Genomic DNA, 24,192 nt, shown 5'->3' on the forward strand with positions numbered 1-24,192 from the left:
CCCAAGTCCCATTACCATCCATGGCCAGATTTATTCTATGCGGTTTCAGATTGTACTTTAACGGTAAAAAAGCGGGCGCCCAAGATATTGATGCACAAACCGCCGATGACTAATAATCCGGCAGCAAGTTTCCATAACTGAAACGGTTCCCCAAGAACTAGAACTGAACTAAGGATAGCAACAATAGGAACCAATAAAGTAAATGGAGCAACTACTCCAACTGGATAACGGGCGATGAGCCAGTTCCAAACTCCATAACCTATCCAAGTGGATGCACATACAATGTAGGCTAATGACAGAGCACCTCGCCAACTTATATGTTCATAGGTATAAACCCAATTAGCAGGTCCCTCAACGATTAAAGAAAAGACAAACATCGGTAGACATGCAACAAAACTACCCCAGACAATAATTGCCATCATATTGTCATTCGTCCCTTTAATTTTCTTAGTAATTAGGTTCCCAAATCCCCAAGTGGCAGCAGCGGCAAGAATTAAAATAAAACCGGGCAAAGAGATTTCACTATCAAAATGCATGGCAACCAAGCCAATTCCAAGCGAAGCTACTAACGCGCCAATAATCTGCCCCATATTAGGTTGCTCACCTAAAAAAATCACAGCAAAAAACATACTAAAGAAAACCTGGGTTTGCATGAGTAAAGAGGCCATTCCAGCAGGCATACCGATGTTCATACCCATAAAGAGAAAAGAAAATTGCAAAGCAAACATAACAAAGCCATAAAGGACAATTACTCTGAATGAGCCTTGAGGAACTTTGATAAAAAATATAGCCGGAACACTTGCTAATAAAAAGCGGAGGGAACAGAGCAACAGCGGTGAAATTTCTTCCAGTCCAAAAGAAACAAAAAGAAAGTTTACCCCCCAAATTACCACAACTAAAAGAGCCAATAAAAGATGTGAAATAGGCATTGTTGAGTGATCCGACAAAAACCATATTTTAGCCTAAATGCGGTAATAAAGCTATTTGTTTAGTTTAATTTTTAATCACTTAAGTGATCAAAAAAAGTAAACTTTGGTTGCTAATAAAGTTAGACAGGGCAGGTATTATCACAAAATTAATTTCTATTTTTAATCCATCAGGTTAAACTGGATAACTTTTCGAAAGGAGTTTAAAAAAAACTTTTTAACTGCCATAGAGTGCCTAATTTTCAAGGTTCCGGTGCTTCACCTTAAGAGGTTTATGTAACTCCACTTTTTATAGTTTAAATGATGAAAGAAATTATTCTTGCTACCAGTAATCCTGGAAAAATTAAAGAATTGCGCGATTTATTAGCGCCTATTGATTGTACTCCACAAACCGATTTGGGAATTTCAGATGCGGTTGAAAATGGTTTAAGCTTTATTGAAAATGCACTTATCAAAGCGCGTCATGCTAGTCTACATGCAGGAAAACCTGCTTTAGCTGATGATTCAGGGCTAGTAGTGCCTGCATTAAACGGTGAACCAGGAATCTATTCCGCACGTTATGCAGGCGCCAATGCAACCGATGCGGAGAATATCCATTTGTTATTGGAAAAAATAGCCCATATTCCTTTACAACAGCGCGAAGCTTGGTTTTACTGTGCCATCGCAGTGGTACAACATGCAAAAGATCCTACTCCAATCATCGCAACCGGTCGATGTAAAGGAGTGATCCAGGACATTCCTCTGGGGGAAGGTGGATTTGGTTATGATCCCATATTTTATATTCCTGAGTTTGAATGCACGGTGGCTCAATTACCTGCTAAAATTAAAAATAATATCAGTCACCGCGCACACGCCTTAAAGCAATTGCGTGATCTACTTAAGAATTGATGATGGATACGGATGCACTCTTTGCACAAGCATATAAATTTCAATATGAAGGTCAACTGCCCCAAGCCATAAGCCTTTATGAACAAATATTGTCCCAGGAGCCCAAGCATCTAAATACCCTGCATTTTTTAGGACTCACTTATGCTCAACTAGGTGACATGGATAACGCAATTCTCTATCTGTTACAAGCGCTTTCCTTAAGTCCTGATAATGCCAGTCTGCTCAATAACCTAGCGAACGCTTACAAGAAATTACATCAGCTTGATAAAGCAACAGAGTATTATCAACAAGCCATAAAACTGCAGCCCGATTATGCCCAAGCTCATAATAATTTAGGGACAGTTTATGCTTTGCAAAATAATTATCCACAAGCATTATTACACTATACTCGAGCAGTTCATGCTGAACCTGATTTTAGTGCAGCTCATTTTAATTTGGGCTTATTGTTGTTGCAAAATAACCAATTGGATGCGGCTAAAATTCAATTTAATAATGTCGTTTCTTTAAATCCTTTTCATACGGAAGCACTGTTCTATCTCGGTGTTTTGCACCTCGAAAAAAATGCACTTGTCGAAGCAGAAAAAGCTTTTCAAAATGTTTTAGATCAAGATAGCAGGCAAATAGAGGCACTTTCCAACTTAGGCGTCATTGCTTTAAAAAGACAACAAAACCAACTGGCAATCGATTATTTCAGTAAAGCGTTAGCCCTGGACAACGAGAATATTGAAGCCCGTAATAATTTGGCAGCAACATTCATGCACCATGATCGTTTTGAAAATGCGCTCATGCATTATGATGTGTTGTTGCAAAAAGAACCTGATAATATTGAATACTTATATAATTCGGGCGTAGCGCAAATGGCTTTAGGTCATTTAAATGAAGCCGTTATTCTTTTTGACCATATACTCGACTTAGAACCCACCCATACCTCATCGCTGAATAATCTGGCCGCAATTTACATTAAGTTAGAACAAAGAGATAAAGCAAGAGAGTATCTAGAGCGTGCACTGGCGATTAATCCACAAGATACAATAAGTGCCCATATGTTTCACGCAATCACTGGGGATGAGCAAGCAAAAACTACTCCCGAATATGCCCATAATTTATTTAACAACTACGCGCTTTATTATGATCAACATATGAAAGGGACACTAAATTATTCCATCCCGCAACATGTGGCACGTGTAGTTCATCAACTCGAATTACCAATGAACACCCACACTTTAGATTTAGGTTGCGGCACGGGTTTAACCGGGATCGTTCTTCGAGATATAAGTAAACACTTAACCGGCGTTGATATCGCAGAAAAAATGTTGGCTCAGGCCAAAGAAAAAGAAATTTATGACAATTTGGTGAAAGCTGAAATCAACCAATTTCTAATACAAAATAAAGCATTTTATGATCTCATTGTCGCAGCCGATGTATTACCTTATTTTGGTGAACTTGACGGACTCTTTCATACTATTTACCACCATCTAAAACCCAAAGGCTATTTTATCTTTAGTACTGAGATCAGTTCGACTATCCCTTGGTCGCTTGAAACGAGTGCACGTTTCAGCCATCATCCTGACTATATTAAAAAACTAGCAGAACAAAATCAGTTTCGATTGCTCCTGCAGGAAAAAATTCCAGGACGAGTTCAAAATAAAAGTATTTTGGAGGTTATGCTCTATGTTTTAACAATTTGAGTACTCAAAGCAAGAAAATAAAATAGTAATATACTATATATAGGGGTTTAGGAAATGACTCTGTCAATATTATGATAGAGCAAGGAGCTTATATGTCAAAGCCCATTACAGGACATAAATTTATCGAGGCGCCGCAATTAACTTCCAGTGAACAGCGCGAGATTGATCGAAAAATTGAATTTGAAACAGCTAAATCCTTTCACAGCATGGTCAAGCTAGGTGCATTTGCCAATATCGTTGGTGCTTTTCTTTACGTTTTAGCGGTTTATAGTACAACTCGACCTGTATTAATTATTTCATGGTACTCTATTTTGGTGATTGCCAACTTGCTCAATGTCCTATGGGCTTTTCGTTTTGAATACAAGCATATAACTCGCGAAGAAATTCTTAAATGTCGGAAAGGATTCCTCTATCTTGTTATTTTAATCTGTCTGGTATGGAGCAGTATTGGTATTTTGTTTATGGATGATGGAATGGATCAACGAATGACCACCATCATCTTTTTGTCTGCTGTTCTAATTTGTTTTTCCTTCTCGACGGCAATTGATTTAACCATGGGTGTAACCAGTATTGTTTGTTTACTCACCCCTACCATTTTATATCATTTCTTCCTAATCATTGACTTATTTCATTCTGAGGCGAGTCATATTAGTATGTCGGTTACGGGCTCCTTTTTCGTGCTCGGGATATTTATGCTCGTGGCTTGCTTTGTAGGGAATAGAATCATTTTAAAAGTATTTCGTCTGGGTTATGAGAATGCTTTACTGAACCATAAGCTCGAAGATATGAATACTTTGTTAGAACAACGAGTTAAAGAACGCACCGAAGAATTAGAACAATCGCTTAAATTAGTAACCTATCAAGCCACACATGATTTATTAACCGATTTACCTAATGAACGTTTTCTCTTTGATCACATTCAGGATATAACGGAACGAGCGGTTAGAGAACACCAAAAATTTGCCATTGCTTGTTTTTCATTAAACAATATGATGAAAATTAATGATAGTATCGGTCATCAAGCATCCGCTACAATTATTCACCGCATCGCCCAACGTTTTGCCCAACTTGCAGAAAAGAATAAAAAATATTTCATTTCTCTATTACGCAAAGATGTATTTGTTATTTTAATCGATCCAATCATTGATTCGCTGGAAGCAGAAGACAGTGCTCAGGAATTATTTGTTGTATTAGAAAATCCAGTGTATGTTGCCCAACAAGAATTAAACTTAACAGCAAGTGTGGGTATCAGTATATTTCCGAATGATGGCCGCGATGTAGATACCTTGATTACGCACGCAGAAGCCGCACGAACATTAGCTACCGAGCGTGGAGGAAATAGCGTACGTATTTTCAATACCGTAATTACTGCCGATGCCTCCAGACAATTAAATATAGAAAATCAACTGTATCGTGCTATTGAAAATAACGAATTCATCTTAAATTACCAACCATTTATTGATTTAAGAACGGGAACAGTTTGTGGTGCCGAGGCTTTAATACGTTGGAAAAATCCTATATTAGGAATGCTCTCCCCATTGGAGTTTATCCCTTTAGCCGAGGCCAACGGTATGATTCTTCCGATTGGTGAATGGGTATTAAACGCCGCATGCCATCAATTGAAACAATGGCATGACAGCGGCTTTAAATTAGTTATGTCCGTTAATTTGTCAGCAAAACAGCTAGTCCAACAAGATCTGGTTGAGCGTATCGAGAAAATTTTAAATCAACTGCAGCTATCCCCCAAGTTTCTTGAACTTGAACTAACAGAGTCCAATGCATTTCAAAACGACGCCATCCCAATTATTAATAAATTTACCGAAATGGGGATCTCCCTAGCCATTGATGACTTCGGTACTGGTTATTCTGAATTTGGTAATCTTAAGCTCTTTAAAGTCAATAAAATAAAAATTGATAAGACCTTTATCCAAGATGTTGACGTCAGTATTGATAGTAGAAATATTGTAATAAACACCATTGCTTTGGCTCATCGAATGAATATTGATTGTCTGGCTGAAGGTGTAGAAACGTTAGAACAAATTAAATTTTTAAAAGAAAATGGTTGTTACATCATGCAAGGCTATTACTTTAGTAAGCCACTGGATGTCAAAGATTTTTCTGAATTTTTAAAAGCACACGCCACAAATACCTATGAAGCTTTGACTAATTGGTAAACATCTATCGACAGTGCAAAATGAGGCCAAACCTGGGCTCTCTTGGGTTGTAAACCTGGGTTACGCTCCCTTGCACACTAGCTACAATAATATCTCTCAAGATAAGGATGACATTATTTGCGAGTATTGATAGCATGGTGCAACCCAACTGTGACTTAGCAAATGGAAGTTGCTCATGCAGAACATTGTTAATGTAGTACAAAACAGAGCGCAAAAAAATCCTCATCAAGAAGCAATTCTTTACCTAGAAGATGGTGTACATAAAACAGCAGAACTTACCTTAGCGGAGTTGGATTACCAGGCAAAAATAATTGCCGTCCATTTACAAACCAAAAAAATGACTGGCAAACGCGTCATTCTTCTTTACCCCACAGGGGTTGAGTTTGTAACAAGTTTGCTTGGGTGTTGGTATGCTGGCATTATTGCCGTGCCCGTATCCTGCCCTAAAAAAGATGAATTTGCCAAACATGAGGCATTCCTAAACAGTATTGCAGAAGATGCTGATATTGCCGCAGTCTTAAGCTTATCTTCGTTCCACTCAGGTATTAAAACTATTCTAAAGAGAAAAGTACCGATACTGACTACGGATACAATTAAAACTAAGTCTGTAACAAATTATCAATCAATTCCTATTACTGACGACACCGTAGCCTACTTACAATATACCTCAGGGTCAACTTCGACTCCCAAAGCCGCAATCATCACGCATGGAAATTTACAGCATAGTTTGCAAGAAACGATTAAAGTTTGGCATTACACGAAAAAAAGCATCACCTTGACCTGGGCTCCTCATACCCATGTGTATGGACTGGTATGTGGAATATTAGTACCGCTATATCACGGAACCAAAGCAATTATCGTTCCCCCAGCTGCATTCATTAATAAACCTATTACCTGGTTATCCGCTATTTCAACCTATCGAGTTACCCATAGTGGTTGCCCCAACTTTGGTTATGATATTTGCGTACGGGATATCAAAGAAACAGAAATTGCAGCACTCAATTTAAAACACTGGAAGGTCGCAATTAATGGGGGCGATATTGTGCAATATCAAACCCTTATTGATTTTTCTACTAAGTTTGGCTCCTGCGGTTTTTCATTAAAGCAGTTTTGTTCCGCATATGGGATGTCCGAATTATCAGGTGCAATTGCGGTAACCTCTTTTGGCTCGGAACCGCATTCATTGATCCAGCAAAACGATGCGAATCATCAACGACGATTAGTCAGCAGCGGTAAATTATTGCACGGATTACAGGCACTTGTTGTGGATCCTGAAACACAACGTCCCGTTGCAGCTGGAGAAACGGGTGAAATTTGGTTATCCGGCAAATCACTCGCTCAGGGATACTGGAGACGTCCTGATGAAACACAAGCAGTGTTTCATGCAACCGTTCCTGGCATCGATCACCATTACTTCAGAACGGGTGATCTTGGGTTGATTCAAGAGGATGAAATCTATTTAACCGGCAGATTAAAAGAGGTCCTCGTGGTGTATGGCAAGAAATATTATCCTCTCGATTTGGAAATCACGGTGGCCCATGCCCTCTCCCCGTTCAAAATAACACTTCCTCAAGTCGCCTTTTCTACAGAACTTGCCAACAAAGAAAAAATCATTATTGTACAGGAGTTGGGAGAAGAAACACCTCAATCACTATGGCCTGAGATCAAAAATGCCATTCGTCATGCAATCACCAAACATCATGGTGTAGATATTCATGAAGTAGTTTTTAGTCCTAAGGGAGCCCTTCCTAAAACCGGTAGTGGCAAATTACAACGAAAAAAAGCTCAATCATTATATAATGAACACAATCTGGCAGTTTTAGCTCAGAATTTTTCACAGAACATTTCAGCAAACCCCAATGAAAATCATCGTAAGCAAAATCAATTTATCACTTTAGTAGCCAATGTACTGAACATAGATGAAAACGACATCGACTTATATGCCCCCTTAAGCCGTTATTCTTTCGATTCCATTAATATCATTCACCTCACTACGATCCTCAATGAAGCCTATCAACTAACCTTATCTCCAGCTGCATTGTATGAATATGCCACTCTGGAAGAATTTTATACCGATTTATTAGCAGCCCCTGGGGTTGTAAACATGTTTAACAAGGAAACACCAGCATCTGCTGAATCGAATGATATTGCTATTATCGGAATGAGCGGTGTATTCCCTCAAGCGCCTGATCTTGATGCCTTTTGGGCTAATTTATTGCAGGGTAAAGATTGCATCAGTGAAGTACCTCTATCACGCTGGAACTGGCATGATTTGACTGTACAATGGGGTGGTTTTATTGATCATATCGATCAATTTGATGCAACTTTTTTTAATATCTCGCCCCGCGAAGCGGAGTTAATTGACCCACAACAACGCGTATTTCTCCAGACCATTTGGAAAACAATTGAGGATGCTGGATACAGTCCCTCAACTCTAGCCACAATGAAAACAGGTTTGTTTGTGGGTGTATTTAATCATGATTACGCCGAACTGTTGCAAAAAAATGAAGTTATGGATGCTTATCTTACAACAGGTACGATGAATAGCATGATTGCCAATCGTATTTCCTACATTTTAAATTTGCGCGGACCGAGCGAGACCATTGATACAGCGTGTTCCAGTTCCCTTGTTGCTGTTCATCAAGCAGTCCAAGCGCTTTTACATGGTGATTGCGATCTTGCCCTTGCAGGCGGAGTGAATATATTAATCACTCCCACTTCATTTATTGCTGCCAATCAAGCGGGAATGTTAAGTGAGGATGGGCGTTGCAAAACTTTTGATAAAGATGCCAATGGATATGTACGTGGTGAAGGAGCGGGCGCTATTTTATTGAAAAAACTCACTCAGGCCTTGGAGGATGGCGACCATATTTACGGGATAATTAAGGGAACTGCAGTCAATCATGGCGGACATGTCAATACGCTTACCGCGCCCAATCCCAATGCACAAGCAGAGGTGATCATCACTGCTTGTCAGCGCGCGCAAATCCCTGTCCACAGCATTCAATACATCGAGACCCATGGGACCGGAACGCCGTTGGGGGATCCCATTGAAATTAATGGCTTAAAGAAAGCATTTCATCATCTGGCTGTGGAACAACAGGTTGAATCCTTACCCAAGCACTATTGCGGTTTAGGAGCAGTGAAAACCCACATTGGTCATTTGGAATCTGCAGCAGGAATTGCGGGGATCATTAAAACTTTACTTGCAATGCATCATGAACTGATACCCGCTAATTTACATTTAAATGAATTAAATCCTTATATTGAAATTGAGGACAGCCCATTTTATCTCGTGAATCAGCCGACCCAATGGCCCAAAACAGCGAACAATCCTAGAAGAGCGGGAGTAAGTTCATTTGGGTTTGGCGGCGCCAACGCCCATATTATTCTTGAAGAGAGTCCCCAGCGCGTCCAAAGCTTATTTCAAAACTCTGCTTACCTAATTAGCTTATCTGCACTCACGACATCTGCATTGCAGCAACGAGCTGCTGAGCTGCTTAAATGGTTGGATCGACAACAAAATGCTCCTTCTTTAGCTTCTCTCAGCTACACTTTGAATGCGGGACGGCAACATTTTCCCAAGCGTTTTTGCGTGATAGTGACGACGATTGATGAGTTAAAGGACTATTTGAATTCTATTTCATCCAGTGAAGATATCGACCAATATCTGCTCGCAGCAGCACAATCCAATACCAATGAGCAGGCTGCTGATTTAAAACAAATTCAGAGTATGTATTTACAAGGCAAACCCATCGATTGGCGTACCATCTATGGGAATTATCAGGAAAAAATATCGCTCCCTACTTATCCCTTCGCCAGAGAATCACATTGGGTGGAGCTTAAAAGTAAGACGCATCAAAGTATCCATCCATTGATCGATGAAAATAGGTCTACGTTTTCGACATCGATTTTTAGTAAGCAATTTTCAGGAAATGAATTTTATTTGCACGATCATCAGTTACATGATGAAGCGGTCTTACCTGGTGCTGTGTGTTTAGAGATGGTTCGTGTTGCTGCAAGTCTGGCTTCAAACAATCAGCACGTACTCACCTTAAGTAATATAATATGGAAAAAACCGATAAAAACTCCGGATTTGTCCAATCCTCTGCATGTTCATCTAGCTCCTGAAAGCGATTGGGTATCGTTTGTGTTAACTGATAAAGAGCACGCTATTTCCTATATGAGTGGCTCTATCTATTGTGCGGAGAGCGCTCCTGTGGCCCCCCACATCGGACTTAACATTCAGGAGTTAAAATCAGCATTGGACCAAACTCAGGAACCCGATGCAATTTATGCCTATTTTAAACAGGTAGGGATAGTCTACGGTCCAGCTTTTCAGGTTATTGAAACCCTAAATTTTGATGACAATAATCTTTTGGCCGAGCTTACCCTTCCCGCAATTCTTCCTTTTAAGAACCATGAATTTGTACTCCATCCCGCTTTGTTCGATGGGATTTTACAGACTACCCAGGTATTACTTAGAAATCGCGACCTACTCTACCTGCCTTTTTCCATAACACAAATTGATATTTACAAGGCTTTAACCAAAACATGTTACGTACGGGCCAACTTGATTTCTGCTGTAGATAATCAGCACATGCCTGTATTTAATATTCAAGTGACTGATACAGAGGGAACACTCTTATTGGTTATTACGGGATTTACCTTATGCGCAGTGCCTGCATCTCCTAAACCTGAGACAAGGGTAGCCTATTATTCTTCCCAATGGAGCATTCAATCCCTATGTTCCTCAACAAAGTCTCCGGAATCCATCCTGATTTTAGGGAATAACCCGCAAGTAATCCAATCCATTAAGGAGCATGTATCAGCTCCAACGGTCTCATGCCAACTTGTGACTGATCCTTATAGTACAGATATATTAATCGACTCACCTCGGGAATGTATTGTTATTGCCCTGGACGATTCCAATAAGGGGCCTTATTCAGTTACAGAAATTGATTCGATTCAAAAGAATTTAGAGCGAACCTATTATTTTCTCCAAACGCTAACACGCCAAATATGCCAATCAAAGCCCAAAAATCCAATACAACTGGTTTGTATTAGTAAAAATCCTTGTGTTTATGCCCGTGCTTTAGTGGGCTTTGCAAAAAGTCTGCATCAAGAACAATCTAAAATCTCTTGTCGTTTTATTGAACTGCAGGATCTTGGACTCCTTGCACCAGAACTAACTCAAAATGAAATTGAAGTTCGATACGATGGGAACAACCAGCGATATGTTCGCCGATATGAACCGCTTCCTTCTCCCATAACAATGTTTCCTGCTCTCAAGGAGTCAGGGGTATATTTGATTACTGGAGGTATGGGAGAACTTGGTTATTTGTTCGCCACCTATTTGGCAGAGCATTATCAGGCCAAAATCGTATTAACCGGTCGTTCAACCCTATCGGAGCAACACCAAAAACGAATTGCAGCATTAGAAAAGAAGAATGCCTCTGTCGTTTATCTGGCTGCGGATGTAGCATCCTACGAAGAGGTCCAAGCCCTCATTCAAAGTACTAAAGAACGTTTCGGGGGAATTAATGGCATTATTCATGCTGCCGGCCTTACCCATGATGGATTTATCGTTCATAAAACCATTTCCGAAGTAGCCAAGGTATTAGCTCCTAAAATTTATGGGATGTGCAATTTACATGCAGCGACCCTTAATGAACCTTTAGATTTCTTGGTACTGTTCTCCTCTGTCGCTGCCGTGTTCGGGAATGCCGGACAAAGTGATTATGCTTATGCTAATTGTTTCCTGGATGAGTTTGCCTGGGAACGAGAACAACAAAGAGCACTCGGCCATTGTTTTGGACATACTCTTTCGATTAACTGGCCACTATGGGAAGAAGGAGGGTTGCACATTGCTCCTGAATACCAACAGGCGCTTGAGCAAAACTTAGGCATTATCAGTTTATCGTCGCAACAGGGATTCACTGCATTTTTGCAGGCATTCCAGCACAATACCCCCAATTGTATTGTACTCCCGGGTTATCAACAAAAACTCATGAGTGCCTTGCAAAATAACGCAATGCTGAACCAATCAACAACTACTCAGCGCCCTGTGGTAAACGCAAATTTTCGCAATCACACTGAAAATTTTTTAAGGAACATACTGGCAGAAACCTTAAAATGTTCGTCAGAACATATTGATCCCCAATCCCCTTTCGAAAGCTATGGGGTTGATTCCTTGATGATCATGCAACTCAATCAGCGCTTAGCACGCGAATTTAGTGAATTACCTAAAACATTATTTTTTGAATACCGAAACTTAGCCGATTTAGCGGAATATTTCATGGAGCATTATGCCCATCAATTAATGTCCTATTCATCTGATATTGGCACTCCAATGATAAATACCGTTCACCCATTGGTCATCTCACCCAGGATGCCCAAAAAAACTGCCCTATCGCAAGATATCGCCATTATTGGGATCACCGGTCGTTATCCAGAAGCTAAGGATTTGAGCACATTTTGGCATAACCTCTATACGGGAAAAGATTGTATTCGCGAAATTCCCAAGGAACGATGGCCTTTGGAAGATTATTTTGATGGGGATCAAAATAATCAGGGAAAAACATACAGTAAATGGGGTGGTTTTTTAACCGATGTGGAACAGTTCGATCCCCTGTTTTTTAATATTTCCCCACGCGAAGCTGCATTGATGGACCCCCAGGAACGATTATTTTTAGAAACAGCCTGGAAAACGATAGAAGATGCCGGATATCCCCATGAAGCTTTAGCTGGAAAAAAAGTAGGCGTCTACGTCGGCGTAATGTATGGGCAATATCAGCTATTTGGTAATGAATTGACTGATGCTCATTCATTTGTGCCAACCAATTCAATATTTGCTTCCATCGCCAATCGAGTTTCCTATTTTTTTGATTTTCATGGTCCAAGCATGGCACTGGATACCATGTGCTCCTCCTCGCTTACCGCAATTCATTTAGCTTGCCAGAGTATTCGCGAAGGGGAATGTGATATGGCGCTTGCAGGTGGCGTGAATCTTTCTGTGCATCCCAATAAATATCTGTTGCTAAGTCATGGGAAATTTTTGGCACGTGATGGACATTGCCGCAGCTTTGGTGAGGGCGGCGATGGTTATGTACCCGGTGAAGCAGTGGGGGCAATCCTATTAAAACCCTTAGATAAAGCTTTAGACGATGGGGATCTCATTTATGCAGTGATTAAAGGAAGCCAGCTTAATCATGGTGGAAAAACAAACGGTTACACGGTACCTAGCCCTAACGCTCAAGCAGAATTGCTTGTTGAAACCTACCGAAATGCTCATATTAATCCAAATGAAGTGAGTTATCTCGAGGCACATGGAACCGGAACGGCACTAGGCGATCCCATTGAAATTGCGGGGTTAAATAAAGTATTTAGTCAAAGACTATCTCCTTGTGCCCTTGGCTCAGTAAAATCTAACATTGGACATTGTGAGTCTGCAGCAGGAATTGCTGCAGTAACCAAAGTGGTGTTGCAATTACAACATCGTACCCTAGTACCTTCCCTATTTTCAGAAATTTTAAATACCAATATCGATTGGTCTAAGACACCATTTCGCGTGCAGCAAAATGTGAGTGAATGGCTAAAACCTGGACCCAATATACCAAGAATTGCGGGGATCAGTTCTTTTGGTGCGGGAGGGTCTAATGCCCATTTGATTTTATCCGAATCACCGGAAATACAACCTACCCCGACCAGGAATAAATCGCATTATTTACTCACCGTATCTGCCAAAACAGAATTGGCCTTAAATCAACGGCTCGATGATTTATTAAGTTGGTTAGGCCAAAACCCTTTTGCTGAACTAGAACAAGTGAGTTACACCTTAAATGCAGGTAGGAGTCATTTTGATTGCCGTTGCGCTATGGTGGTCAGCACGCTTGATGAAGCAATACAAATAATCCAACAATTTAAAGCACACCAACATTCTCCACTATTGTTCGTGCAAATGAATGCAGGACAAAATGCTGCAAACACGCTGATTCATTCTAGCGTTTTACCTGTAATAATGCAGCAATTGTCAAATCCTTCTCAATATAAAGAGACATTACTTTCGTTGGCAAAACTCTATGTAGAAGGGCAAAATCTGAATTGGCAGCAAATTCACGCGGGTGAATCCAGGAAAAAAATCTCACTACCTACTTATGCTTTCGCTAAGGAATGCTATTGGTATTCTGATGAAGGACAACCCGCCTCTATCGATAATAAACAAACAAATCTGGCATTAACTCAAAATGCACTTCTTGATAAACTTCATTCTTATCTTATTCGGCAAGTAATCCAGATACTAAAAATTACCCAACATAAAATTGCACTGGAAAAAAATCTTGGTGAATATGGGATGGATTCCGTGCATTTTATTGAATTGGCAAAAAAAATTACGGAGTATTACCAAATCGAGTTCACTCCTGCCGTGTTTTTTACCCACAGTAGTGTACTTGCGATTAGCGAATACCTAATTAATCAATTTCCTCAAGCAGTAGCACAGGCACATCAGGAAGTAGCTTATCTGCCTATAAATATCCCTACTATAAAAACCAGACGTATTGTCCCAAGCGAAACTGAAGCAGTCGCTATTATTGGTATGCAAGGCCTTTTTCCCCAATCCGATGACCTGGCCACATTTTGGCAGCATTTAGTGGAAGGCCATGATTTAGTGACTGAAATTCCTAAAGAACGTTGGGACTGGCGGGATTATTATGGCAATGAAGCACATCAAAGCAATTCCAAATGGGGTGCTTTCATCAACAATTTCGATCAATTCGATGCCGGATTTTTTAACATTTCGGCCCGCGAAGCGAATCTTATGGATCCACAACAACGACTTTTTTTAGAAACGGTATGGAAAACCATTGAAGATGCAGGCTACGACCCTTTTGCACTTCCCTCACAAAATGTGGGTGTTTTTGCCGGTGTTGAATTTAGTGAATATCAAACTTTAATTGCCAAACAGCAAAAAGAACATCATGGATTTATTGCTACCGGAAACTCACACAGCATGATTGCTAATCGTGTTTCCTACTTTTTCAATTTTCAAGGGCCGAGTGAAGCCATCGATAGCGCCTGCTCAAGTTCATTGGTGGCCATTCATCGCGCAGTACAAGCAATCCGCCAGGGCGAATGCGATTTAGCCATTGCAGGCGGCGTTAGCCTCATTTTGAGTCCAGATACCATAGTAGTTACTGGCCAATTAGGCGCCTTATCTTCTGATGGTCGCTGCAAGACTTTTGATAAAAGCGCAAATGGCTATGTTAAAGGAGAAGGGGTCGCCAGTCTTTTACTCAAACCTTTAAAACAGGCTCAAGAAGCTGGGGATCATATTTACGGAGTCATTAAAGCCTCAACAGTAAATCATGGGGGCAAAGCCCAATCTTTGACGGCACCGAATGCTAAAGCGCAGAGTGAGTTATTAATACGTGCCTACACCCAAGCCAATTTAGATCCAGATACTGTATCCTATATTGAAACTCATGGAACAGGAACCGCTTTAGGTGACCCTGTTGAGGTTGAAGGCTTAAAACTGGCATTTTCCTCGTTACGTACATCGAGAACAAAGCAAAATTGGATTGGGTTAGGCTCTGTAAAAACAAATATCGGTCATTTAGAACCTGCATCCGGAATTGCAGGAATCATCAAGCTGCTTTTGGCCATGAGCCACGAAACGCTCCCAGGTATTTTGCATTTACAAGAATTAAACCCGTACATCAATTTAAACGATACACCCTTCACTATTATCAAAGAAACTCAAGCCTGGAAACGTATCAAAAATGATGCCGGGGTAGACATCCCGCTCCGCGCTGGAATCAGCTCTTTTGGATTTGGTGGCACGAATGCTCATGTCGTACTTGAGGAGGGACGCCCCCATCAAAGAATAGCGGAGAACCATCAGGCTAAACCCTATTATTTAATTACCCTGTCTGCGAAGCAGCAGCAAAGTTTATCCCAAAAAATTGTCGATCTGCACCAATGGCTTAATCAGAATAAAGATACGATTTCCTTACCCTCACTTAGTTTTACCCTAAATGTGGGCCGAGCACATTTTATGTACCGCTGTGGATTGGTGGTGAGTTCTGTTGATGCTTTATGTCATGCTTTAAACTTATTAAGTAACCATGAAATACCTGATTATTGCATGATGAATGAAGGCCAAACCTGCACGATCCAGGGACCAGTATTTGATGAAGTGTATCAGGCTGCAATCCACGGCTTGCATCAACCAGAAAACTCCGCTCAATACCGTCATAAGTTATTTATTCTGGCTGATTTATATACGAAACATTATGTCATTGACTGGCAACAGGTGTATCTCGGGGAAAAAATACAGCGTGTAGGTTCCTTACCCGCCTACCCATTCATAAGACAACGCTATTGGTATGATCAGGAAACCAAGGTTCTGGCAAGTCCCCAATCCTTAGCTCCAGTGAATACTAAAGGAGTAATGGATTTCTCGGGTCAGACTTTAGCTTATTTACAACAGATATTCGCAGAAAAATTACATACCTCAGCAGAACTTATCCAAGAAGATGAGACCTATGAAGTTTATGGCGTTGATTCATTAATTGGTTTGGAAATTACTAACCGTCTGGAAAAAGACTTTGGTACTTTACCCAAAACATTACTTTATGAACGTAATCGATTAAATGATTTAGCTCAATACTTTATAAAAAATTATAAAGACAAGTTGTCGACGCTCTTAGGTACGAACGACGTTATGCCGGCGTCATCCTCTCTTGAGGTGGAAGCGGTTAAACCCATATCATCTACTTTCAAACCCGCAAGTCCTTCATCTCAGGATATTGCCATTATTGGCTTAAGTGGCACATTTCCTATGGCCAACTCGATGGATGAATTTTGGCACAACTTAAGCTCTGGACAAGATTGTGTGGGTGAGGTTCCAGCAGATCGTTGGGATTATCGAGATTATCCTGTCCTGGTTGGAGGTGAAGAACATTATTTCCCACATGGAGGCTTTATTCCTGATGTCGATAAGTTTGATCCCCTCTTTTTTAATATTTCACCACGCGATGCAGGACTAATGGATCCCCAAGAACGTTTGTTTATGCAATCTGTATGGTCCACGCTAGAAGATGCAGGTTATACCCGCGACAAATTAAAACGAAAAGCCAAAAACTCAGTCGGTGTTTTTGCGGGAGTGACTTATAATTTTTACCCTTTATTTATCGCAGAGGAGTGGCAAAAAGGGAATCGGGTGCCTTTGGATATTCAATCATTCTCAGTAGCAAACCGAATTTCTTACTTCCTTGATGTAAACGGCCCAAGTTTTGTGGTCGATACAGCGTGTTCTTCCTCCCTGGCAGCAATTCATCTGGCGTGTGAAAGCCTCGTGCGTGGTGATTGTGCCATGGCAATCGCCGGCGGTGTTAACTTGTCATTACATCCAAGTAAGTATCACTTCCTGGGTAGTTTTAATTTTATGTCCGAACAAGGGCGATGCGCGAGTTTTGCTGACGGGGGTACCGGTTACGTACCCTCAGAAGGAGTAGGGTCAGTCTTATTGAAACCTTTAGCGGCTGCAATTGCCGATAATGATATGATTTATGGAATTATAAAAGGCAGCAGCATGAACCATGGAGGCAAAACCAGTGGTTATACTGTTCCCAATCCCAATGCCCAAGCAGCGGTGATTTTACAAGCCTTAAAAAATGCCAATATTGATGCGCGAACCATTTCTTATATTGAAGCGCATGGCACCGGAACTTCCTTAGGAGATCCGATAGAGATTCGGGGTTTGCAAGATGCCTTTGAATACTATACCGAAGACAAACAATTTTGTGCCGTGGGTTCAGTCAAATCCAATATTGGTCATCTGGAATCTGCAGCCGGCGTATCCCAATTGGCAAAAGTACTCTTACAGATGCGCCACAAAAAATTAGCGCCTACACTACATAGTACACAATTAAATCCATTTATTGATTTTAAAAACTCCCCATTTTATGTCCAACAAGAATGCACTGATTGGAAACCTGCTCATAATGTACCTCGCCGTGCAGGGGTGAGTTCTTTTGGTGCGGGCGGTGCGAACGTTCATATGATTGTTGAAGAATACATACCCCCCATAAAACAACACTACACGGTACCTATTCCATATATCTTTTTATTATCGGCATTAAATGAAGACCGTTTGACAGCAAAAGTACAGCAAATGCACCGTTATTTACAACAAAACAAACATCTAGAACATGAAAATTGGCTAAGAGATGCATGCTTTACGTTACAAACAGGACGTGAGCATATGGGGGCACGATTTGCAGTGATTGCAGCCAACACCGATGAATTACTTGTAGCTCTAGCAAACTATCCTCATCACCTGGGTACAAACACCTGGATGAATTATCATGCTCAAAGTAATTCACAATCGGTGACTCAATTAATCCGTGATGCACGCTATGAAGAGTTGGTCCAGCATTGGGTTAATGGAACAAAAATAGATTGGGAACAATTATACCCACAACAATTGCCGCATATTATCTCTTTACCCACGTATCCATTTACGAAACGACGCTGCTGGATACCTACAAAAGAAGTAGAACCCCTACCGGTGGCACAGTCTATAATACAACCAGTAGTTGAACCTGTTGATGACAACCCTGTACTGATTGATATTCAAGATTGGCTTTACCATACAAAGTGGGAAAAAAACCCACCAACATGCCATCTTGGGGTAATCGACACAGAAGGAACATGGCTTATTTTCTGTGAACCAGGGTCAGTACCTTTCTTAGAACAAGAACTGGGTACGAATGTAGGGATTTATTGTTTTATTGGCGATCAATTCTCCATGATTGAGAAGAATAAATTCACCGTCAATGCGTCACAAAAATCCGATTACGAACAACTCTTTGCCACAATTCACGCCCAGCATAAAGACAATTTAAAAGGCGTTGTCTATTTATGTCCTGAAATAGCTACACATCGACAAACTACGCCCCGTAGCTTGTCCGCGGAATCCACAGGTCTCATATTATCGTTAGATTCGGCCGACAAGCTGCTGGACATAGACAGCAACAAGCAGTTATGTTCTGTACACGATTCAAAGGATCCTGCTCATGCGTTACTGTATCTGTTGCAGGCCATTGTGCAGCATTCATGGCCGCAGCAATTAACCTTTTGTCTCGCATCGCAATCATCACAACAGGTTAGCTCTTTAGATAGCATCAATATTTGGCAGCATTATCTCTGGTCCATGACCCGTATTTTTGCCGCCGAACAAGCAAAATACCAAGCATTACTGCTTGATTTGGATGTAAATGAAGGGATGGAACATAATATCAAAATCCTAGTCAAGGAAATTGGACGTTATCAAGTCAAAGAAAACCATATTGCTTATCGTGCCGCTGAACGTTACACCATTCGTTTCCTTCCTCATAGTGAGCCACAAAATCATGAAATCCCTCCTGCCTGGAAGGCTCCTGTTGCTGCATTGGTTACGGGAGGTTTGGGAGCCTTAGGTTATGAAGTTGCAGAATTTATTGTCACACAAGGAACTCGTTTTGTTTTGCTTACCGGAACCAAAGAATTATGCTCTAACACAGTTGAAAAAAATAACTGGATCAAGCAGTTAGAAGCTAAAGGGGCACAAGTCAGATATGCTGCAGTGGACGTAGCCAATCAAGAACAGATGCGTCAGGTCATTATGGAGGCCGAAAAAGCATGGCAACACTCCATTGATGGTGTTTTTCATTTAGCGGGCGTCACTACCGATAATGTCACCATTGCCGAGATGGATGAAACATTATGGAGGGATGTGTTACGTGTAAAGGTACACGGTTCCTTGGTATTGCATGAACTCTTTTTGCAGGCTCCATTATCATGCTTCGTGCTGTTTTCTTCCATTGCGGCGGTTCCTCATTTTGGCATGGCAGGCCTCAGTGCTTATGCAGCAGCTAATGAATTTATGAATGGCCTATCCTTATATCGTCGTAGTTTGAACTTACCAGCATCAAGTATTAACTGGGTCGCCTGGTCAGAAAAAGGAATGAGCCACAGACACAATCATGATGCATTTTTAGATGCTGTAGGGATGGCTTCTTTAAGTATTAAAGAAGGCATTGCCGTGTTTCATAATCTTCTCAGAATAAATCCTGCTGAAATTACCGTATGTAAGATACAATGGAAGAAATTTTTACAGGTTAATACCACTGCCAAGCAACTCGATTTCTTTACACATTTAGTTGCTGAATATGCCTCTAATATGCCAACAACGGTGGTTTCTTCGTTAACCCCGGAGGAAATTACCACATTAGTCCTGAATCTCTTTGCGTCAGTACTCGGATTGGAAGTGACTGAAATTGATAGAGAATCTCCCTTTCAACAATATGGAATGGACTCCATTACTGGCATCGATTATACCGAGCAACTGGGTAAGCATTTCCCTGATGTAGTCGCCCCCATGGACTTATATCGCTACCCGACACTAAAACAACTCACCGATTACATCATGCAACGTGTGCAAATTAATATTGAGCCTTCTCCTGTCCCTCTTTTCAAAATAGAGGAACCTCTTGATTTGGATCAATTAAACGAAGCACAACTCAATGAATTACTGGAATTGGAATTAAAAGAATTAGAGCAGGCTTATGAATGAGACAACGACTTTAAAAAAATCATTATTAATGATCCAAAAGCTCAAAAAGCTTTTGCAAGAACAAAACGACAAATTATTTGATCCAGTTGCAATTATTGGCATGAGTTGTCGTTTACCTGAAGCCAATAATCCCCAAGAGTTTTGGGAGTTATTATGTCAGAGCAAAAACATTATTTCGCCAATTCCAGAGGAACGTTGGGAGCTTTTACAAGGCACCCGAGAAGTCATTCAGCGTGATCCTAATTTGCCTTATTGGGGAGGGTATCTGCGTCAAATTGAAGCATTTGACGCTTATTTCTTCGGTATTAGTCCTCGTGAAGCAATGCGGATGGATCCACAACAACGTATCTTATTGGAAGTAGCCTATGAATCCCTGGAAGATGCAGGTTTAACGGTTGATGCCTTAGCAGGCTCCAATATGGGTGTTTTCTCCAGTTTATATGCAAGTCAGTTTAGCCATCTGCAAAAATTAGACTCAGATATGGATGCTTTGTTTATTCCAACTGGAAGCGCCATCAGCATGGCAGCCAATCGTTTATCCTATTTGTTCGATTTACGCGGACCAAGCTTAGTATTAGATACTGCATGTTCTTCTTCGCTTATTGCCATTCAATTAGCTTGCTTAAACTTACAAGCGAAGCTTTGTGATACTGCATTAGTCAGTGCAGTAAATATCAATTTATTACCGTCGATCCATTCTGTTTTGGCTAAAGCGACCATGCTTTCTCCTTCCGGGCAATGCCATACCTTTGATGCCAAGGCGGATGGTTATGTCCAAGGAGAAGGCGCAGGCTCTATTGTTTTAAAGCCGCTTGCCAAAGCATTACAGGATAAAGATAAGATCTATGCAGTAATCACTGGGAGCGCGATGAATCAAGATGGTAAAACGAATGGTTTAACCGCACCGAATGGTTTACAACAAGAACAATTATTGCGATCTGCTTATCGAATGGCGAAAACAGATCCAGCTCATGTTTCCTATGTTGAATGCCATGGAACAGGTACATTTCTGGGAGATCCAATTGAAATTCAAGCATTAGGCGAAGTACTTGGTAAAAATCGTGCGGTTGAAAACCCCTGTTGGATTGGCTCAGTAAAAACCAATGTAGGGCATTTGGAACCTGCCGCAGGAATTGTGAGCGTCATTAAAGTAGCTTTAGCTCTAAAAAATCGTTTAATTCCACCTCATCTTAACTTTGCTAATGCGAACCCACATATCCCGTTTGACCGCTATTCTTTGAGTATTCCCTGTAAAGCAGAACCATTACCCAGATACGGGGAGGTCAGTATTGCTGGGGTAAGTGGTTTTGGTTTCGGTGGTGCTAATGCGCATCTGGTGTTACGTGAATCTTCTGTTGAAGAACAACCCACGTGTACCAACACTCTTACTAAGGATAAAGAGTTATTTACGCTTTCAACAAAAGAACCTGCTGCATTAACCGATTTAATCGACCGCTGGTGTGGATATTTAAAAAATCATCCCGAAACCAATTTGGCACAGCTTTGTTATAACCTCCATATCAGACGCTCTCACTTTACTCAACGCTTGGTAATAATTACTGATTCAATTGCTGATCTTTATCAAAAATTAGCTCAATTATGCAAAAATCCGGTAGCGCCTATTGAGGGGGTTTTTATTAATAACGAACCAAAGAAATCCAATTATTCCACTCCAATATCTGAATTTTCCGACATGGATGAAATCACTTTAGCAAAAAACTATGTTGAACAGGTACCCATCGATTGGAAAAAATATGAAGAGGGACGGGTTTATGCGCCTTTAGATATGCCGTTTTATCCATGGCAACGCAAAATTTACTGGCCCATTCTAGACCAAGGTTTCAATGAAAAAAATACTGCCTATCCAATGCGTGGCAAATCTCTTTCCTCTCCTTTATCAGCACGACAATTTGAATTTGTGTTTGATACAAAAGTAATGCCTGAAGTACAAGATACCTTTTATGTTTTGCATGCCGGCTATTATCTGGAAATGTTAGCGTATGCAGCAAAACAATTGCAGCAACACATTTCGTTTAAGGTTCAAAACCTAAATTATTTATCACCCATATTGGTCTTAGATGAAAAAACGGTTGTAGTACATCTCATCATAGAACCCAATGAAAAAAGCGACAATTCATCATTTCGCTTTTATAGCAATGATGGCAAAGAAAACTGGATAGAGCATGCAACCGGTACGTTAGTCCTGAATAACACCCATTCTTACAAAAAAATTGAAACCAAAACCGAACTCATGCAACGACTTCCGGTCTGTGGAACTATGGAACTGTTTTATAACCGAATAACAAGCATGGGCATGCCTGCCGGTAATACGATTCGTTGGGCCCATCAATACTGGACGAATAGTGATGAACTATTTTGTGAGTTACGCGAGCCCAAACCCGCAGAACGTGGGAAACAATTTGTAACGCAAATGCACCCCGGAATTATTGATGCCTGCATTCAGACACTCTTTTTATTGCTGCCGCAGCAATTCACCAAACCCTATATTGCATCCCATATGGGGACTCTTGAATTTTATGGTTCCCTGGAGGACCAAAAATATGTATACACCCAATTAAAAGAGCTGCATCCAAAAGGAGAATACATCATTGCAGATTGGTACTTATTGGATAAAGACCACTGCTTGATTGCCGCCTGCCATGATCTACGTATGACAGTCCTCAATGATACCATTCAAATCAATCAAATCATGGAAATTCAATCCCAATTCCAGCTGGACTTATCCCTGCCCTATGAACAATGTAAAAAAGAATTGATCCAGTACTTAACAAAGCAATTTGCCATGATTTTTTCAATGCCTGAAATTGACATTAGTCCCTTGCAGTCTTTACATGAATTAGGTATGGACTCGCTAATGGCTTTGGCGGTGATTCGCGTCATAGAAACAAGCATTGGGATCAACTATTCTTTACCTTTGATAATGCAAGGCCCTTCCATAAGCGAGATTGCTGAGTATGTATTAGCGAGTCAGTGGATAGGTTCCAAAGAAGAAACTACTGAATCTCAACCCCCTTTTGATAACGCCTGGATCGCCTATCGAAAAATACAAACAAATGCACAAGTACGCTTATTTTGTTTTCCTTATGGTGGAGGTGGTGCTTCAATTTATCGCGAATGGCAACAGGAATTCCCTGATTTCATAGAAGTATGTCCAATCCAATTGCCAGGCAGAGAAAATCGGTTGGAAGAGCAACCACTTGATAATCTCCATACCTTGGTTTCTTTGTTAGCCCATCAGCTCAAACCTCAACTTAGTTTACCCTTTGCTTTTTTTGGCCATAGTTTTGGTTCACTGATTGGATTTGAACTGAGTCGATATTTACGTCGTCATCATCTCCCTCAACCTGCGCATCTTTTTGCATCGGCTTATCCAGATCCACGCATCCCCTCCAAAAGTCTGGATAATCTGCTCAATAAACTGCAACAAATGAATATTAATTTATTTGATTTAAACTCAGAACGAATCAGCGCCTTAGATGATGCACAATTAACCGCCTTATCCATAGTGTTTAAGGAAAATGGTATTGTTGATTACAGCGATGAGCGAATGAATAAGAGTATTATTAAAGTGTTATTACCAATTTTTATCGGCGATATGAACATTGTGAAAAGTTATTCTTACCGTAATGAAGCACCCTTAACCTTAGGGACTACGGTATTCTTAGGTAAAAAGGACACTTGGGTCTCTCCTGAAGACCATTTAGGGTGGGCGGAGCATTCATTAGGAGGTTGCGAGTTTCAACAATTTGATAGCGGACATTTGTTTATTAGAGAAAAAGAAATAAGAACACAAGTAATTCAAAAAATTACAGCAAAGCTTCTGCATTTTAATACGGCTGAATCTGAGGTCTAAAACCTGTGATCTAAATTCGCTGACT

6 protein-coding genes are annotated in these 24,192 nt (G+C 40.7%); 5 read left to right on the plus strand and 1 reads right to left on the minus strand.

Annotation, left to right across the window (positions count from 1 at the left end; genetic code table 11):
- Positions 1 to 35: 35 nt before the first annotated feature.
- The gene (locus tag ACWTE2_RS29730) at positions 36 to 929 is read right to left on the minus strand and encodes an EamA family transporter (protein WP_454785591.1); all 894 of its coding nucleotides are present in this window, start codon (positions 927 to 929) and stop codon (positions 36 to 38) included.
- A gap of 300 nt (positions 930 to 1,229) precedes the next feature.
- On the opposite strand from ACWTE2_RS29730, the gene rdgB reads away from it, so the two are divergent.
- The 5 genes from rdgB to ACWTE2_RS29755 all read left to right on the plus strand — a co-directional run bounded on the left by rdgB (position 1,230) and on the right by ACWTE2_RS29755 (position 24,167).
- Positions 1,230 to 1,814 (plus strand): RdgB/HAM1 family non-canonical purine NTP pyrophosphatase, encoded by a 585-nt coding sequence (gene rdgB, locus ACWTE2_RS29735; protein WP_454785694.1) that lies wholly within the window; start codon positions 1,230 to 1,232, stop codon positions 1,812 to 1,814.
- A 2-nt stretch (positions 1,815 to 1,816) separates the two neighbouring features.
- On the plus strand, positions 1,817 to 3,502 hold the full coding sequence (locus ACWTE2_RS29740) for a tetratricopeptide repeat protein (protein WP_454785695.1): 1,686 nt from the start codon (positions 1,817 to 1,819) through the stop codon (positions 3,500 to 3,502).
- A 92-nt stretch (positions 3,503 to 3,594) separates the two neighbouring features.
- On the plus strand, positions 3,595 to 5,676 hold the full coding sequence (locus ACWTE2_RS29745) for a putative bifunctional diguanylate cyclase/phosphodiesterase (RefSeq protein WP_454785592.1): 2,082 nt from the start codon (positions 3,595 to 3,597) through the stop codon (positions 5,674 to 5,676).
- 175 nt (positions 5,677 to 5,851) lie between these two features.
- Entirely contained in the window at positions 5,852 to 20,293 is a 14,442-nt protein-coding gene (locus ACWTE2_RS29750; protein ID WP_454785593.1) for an SDR family NAD(P)-dependent oxidoreductase, read from the plus strand.
- The gene (locus tag ACWTE2_RS29755) at positions 20,286 to 24,167 is read left to right on the plus strand and encodes a beta-ketoacyl synthase N-terminal-like domain-containing protein (protein ID WP_454785594.1); all 3,882 of its coding nucleotides are present in this window, start codon (positions 20,286 to 20,288) and stop codon (positions 24,165 to 24,167) included. The genes ACWTE2_RS29750 and ACWTE2_RS29755 overlap by 8 nt, the downstream gene beginning before the upstream one ends.
- Positions 24,168 to 24,192 lie beyond the last annotated feature (25 nt).

It is taken from the genome of Legionella nigrisilvae (genome assembly GCF_977063395.2).

What these genes read in the sequence shown, in the direction of transcription:
- ACWTE2_RS29730 (WP_454785591.1), bottom strand. Translation starts at nt 929, where the DNA reads ATGCCTATTTCACATCTTTTATTGGCTCTTTTAGTTGTGGTAATTTGG.
- rdgB (WP_454785694.1), top strand. Translation starts at nt 1,230, where the DNA reads ATGAAAGAAATTATTCTTGCTACCAGTAATCCTGGAAAAATTAAAGAA.
- ACWTE2_RS29740 (WP_454785695.1), top strand. Translation starts at nt 1,817, where the DNA reads ATGGATACGGATGCACTCTTTGCACAAGCATATAAATTTCAATATGAA.
- ACWTE2_RS29745 (WP_454785592.1), top strand. Translation starts at nt 3,595, where the DNA reads ATGTCAAAGCCCATTACAGGACATAAATTTATCGAGGCGCCGCAATTA.
- ACWTE2_RS29750 (WP_454785593.1), top strand. Translation starts at nt 5,852, where the DNA reads ATGCAGAACATTGTTAATGTAGTACAAAACAGAGCGCAAAAAAATCCT.
- ACWTE2_RS29755 (WP_454785594.1), top strand. Translation starts at nt 20,286, where the DNA reads ATGAATGAGACAACGACTTTAAAAAAATCATTATTAATGATCCAAAAG.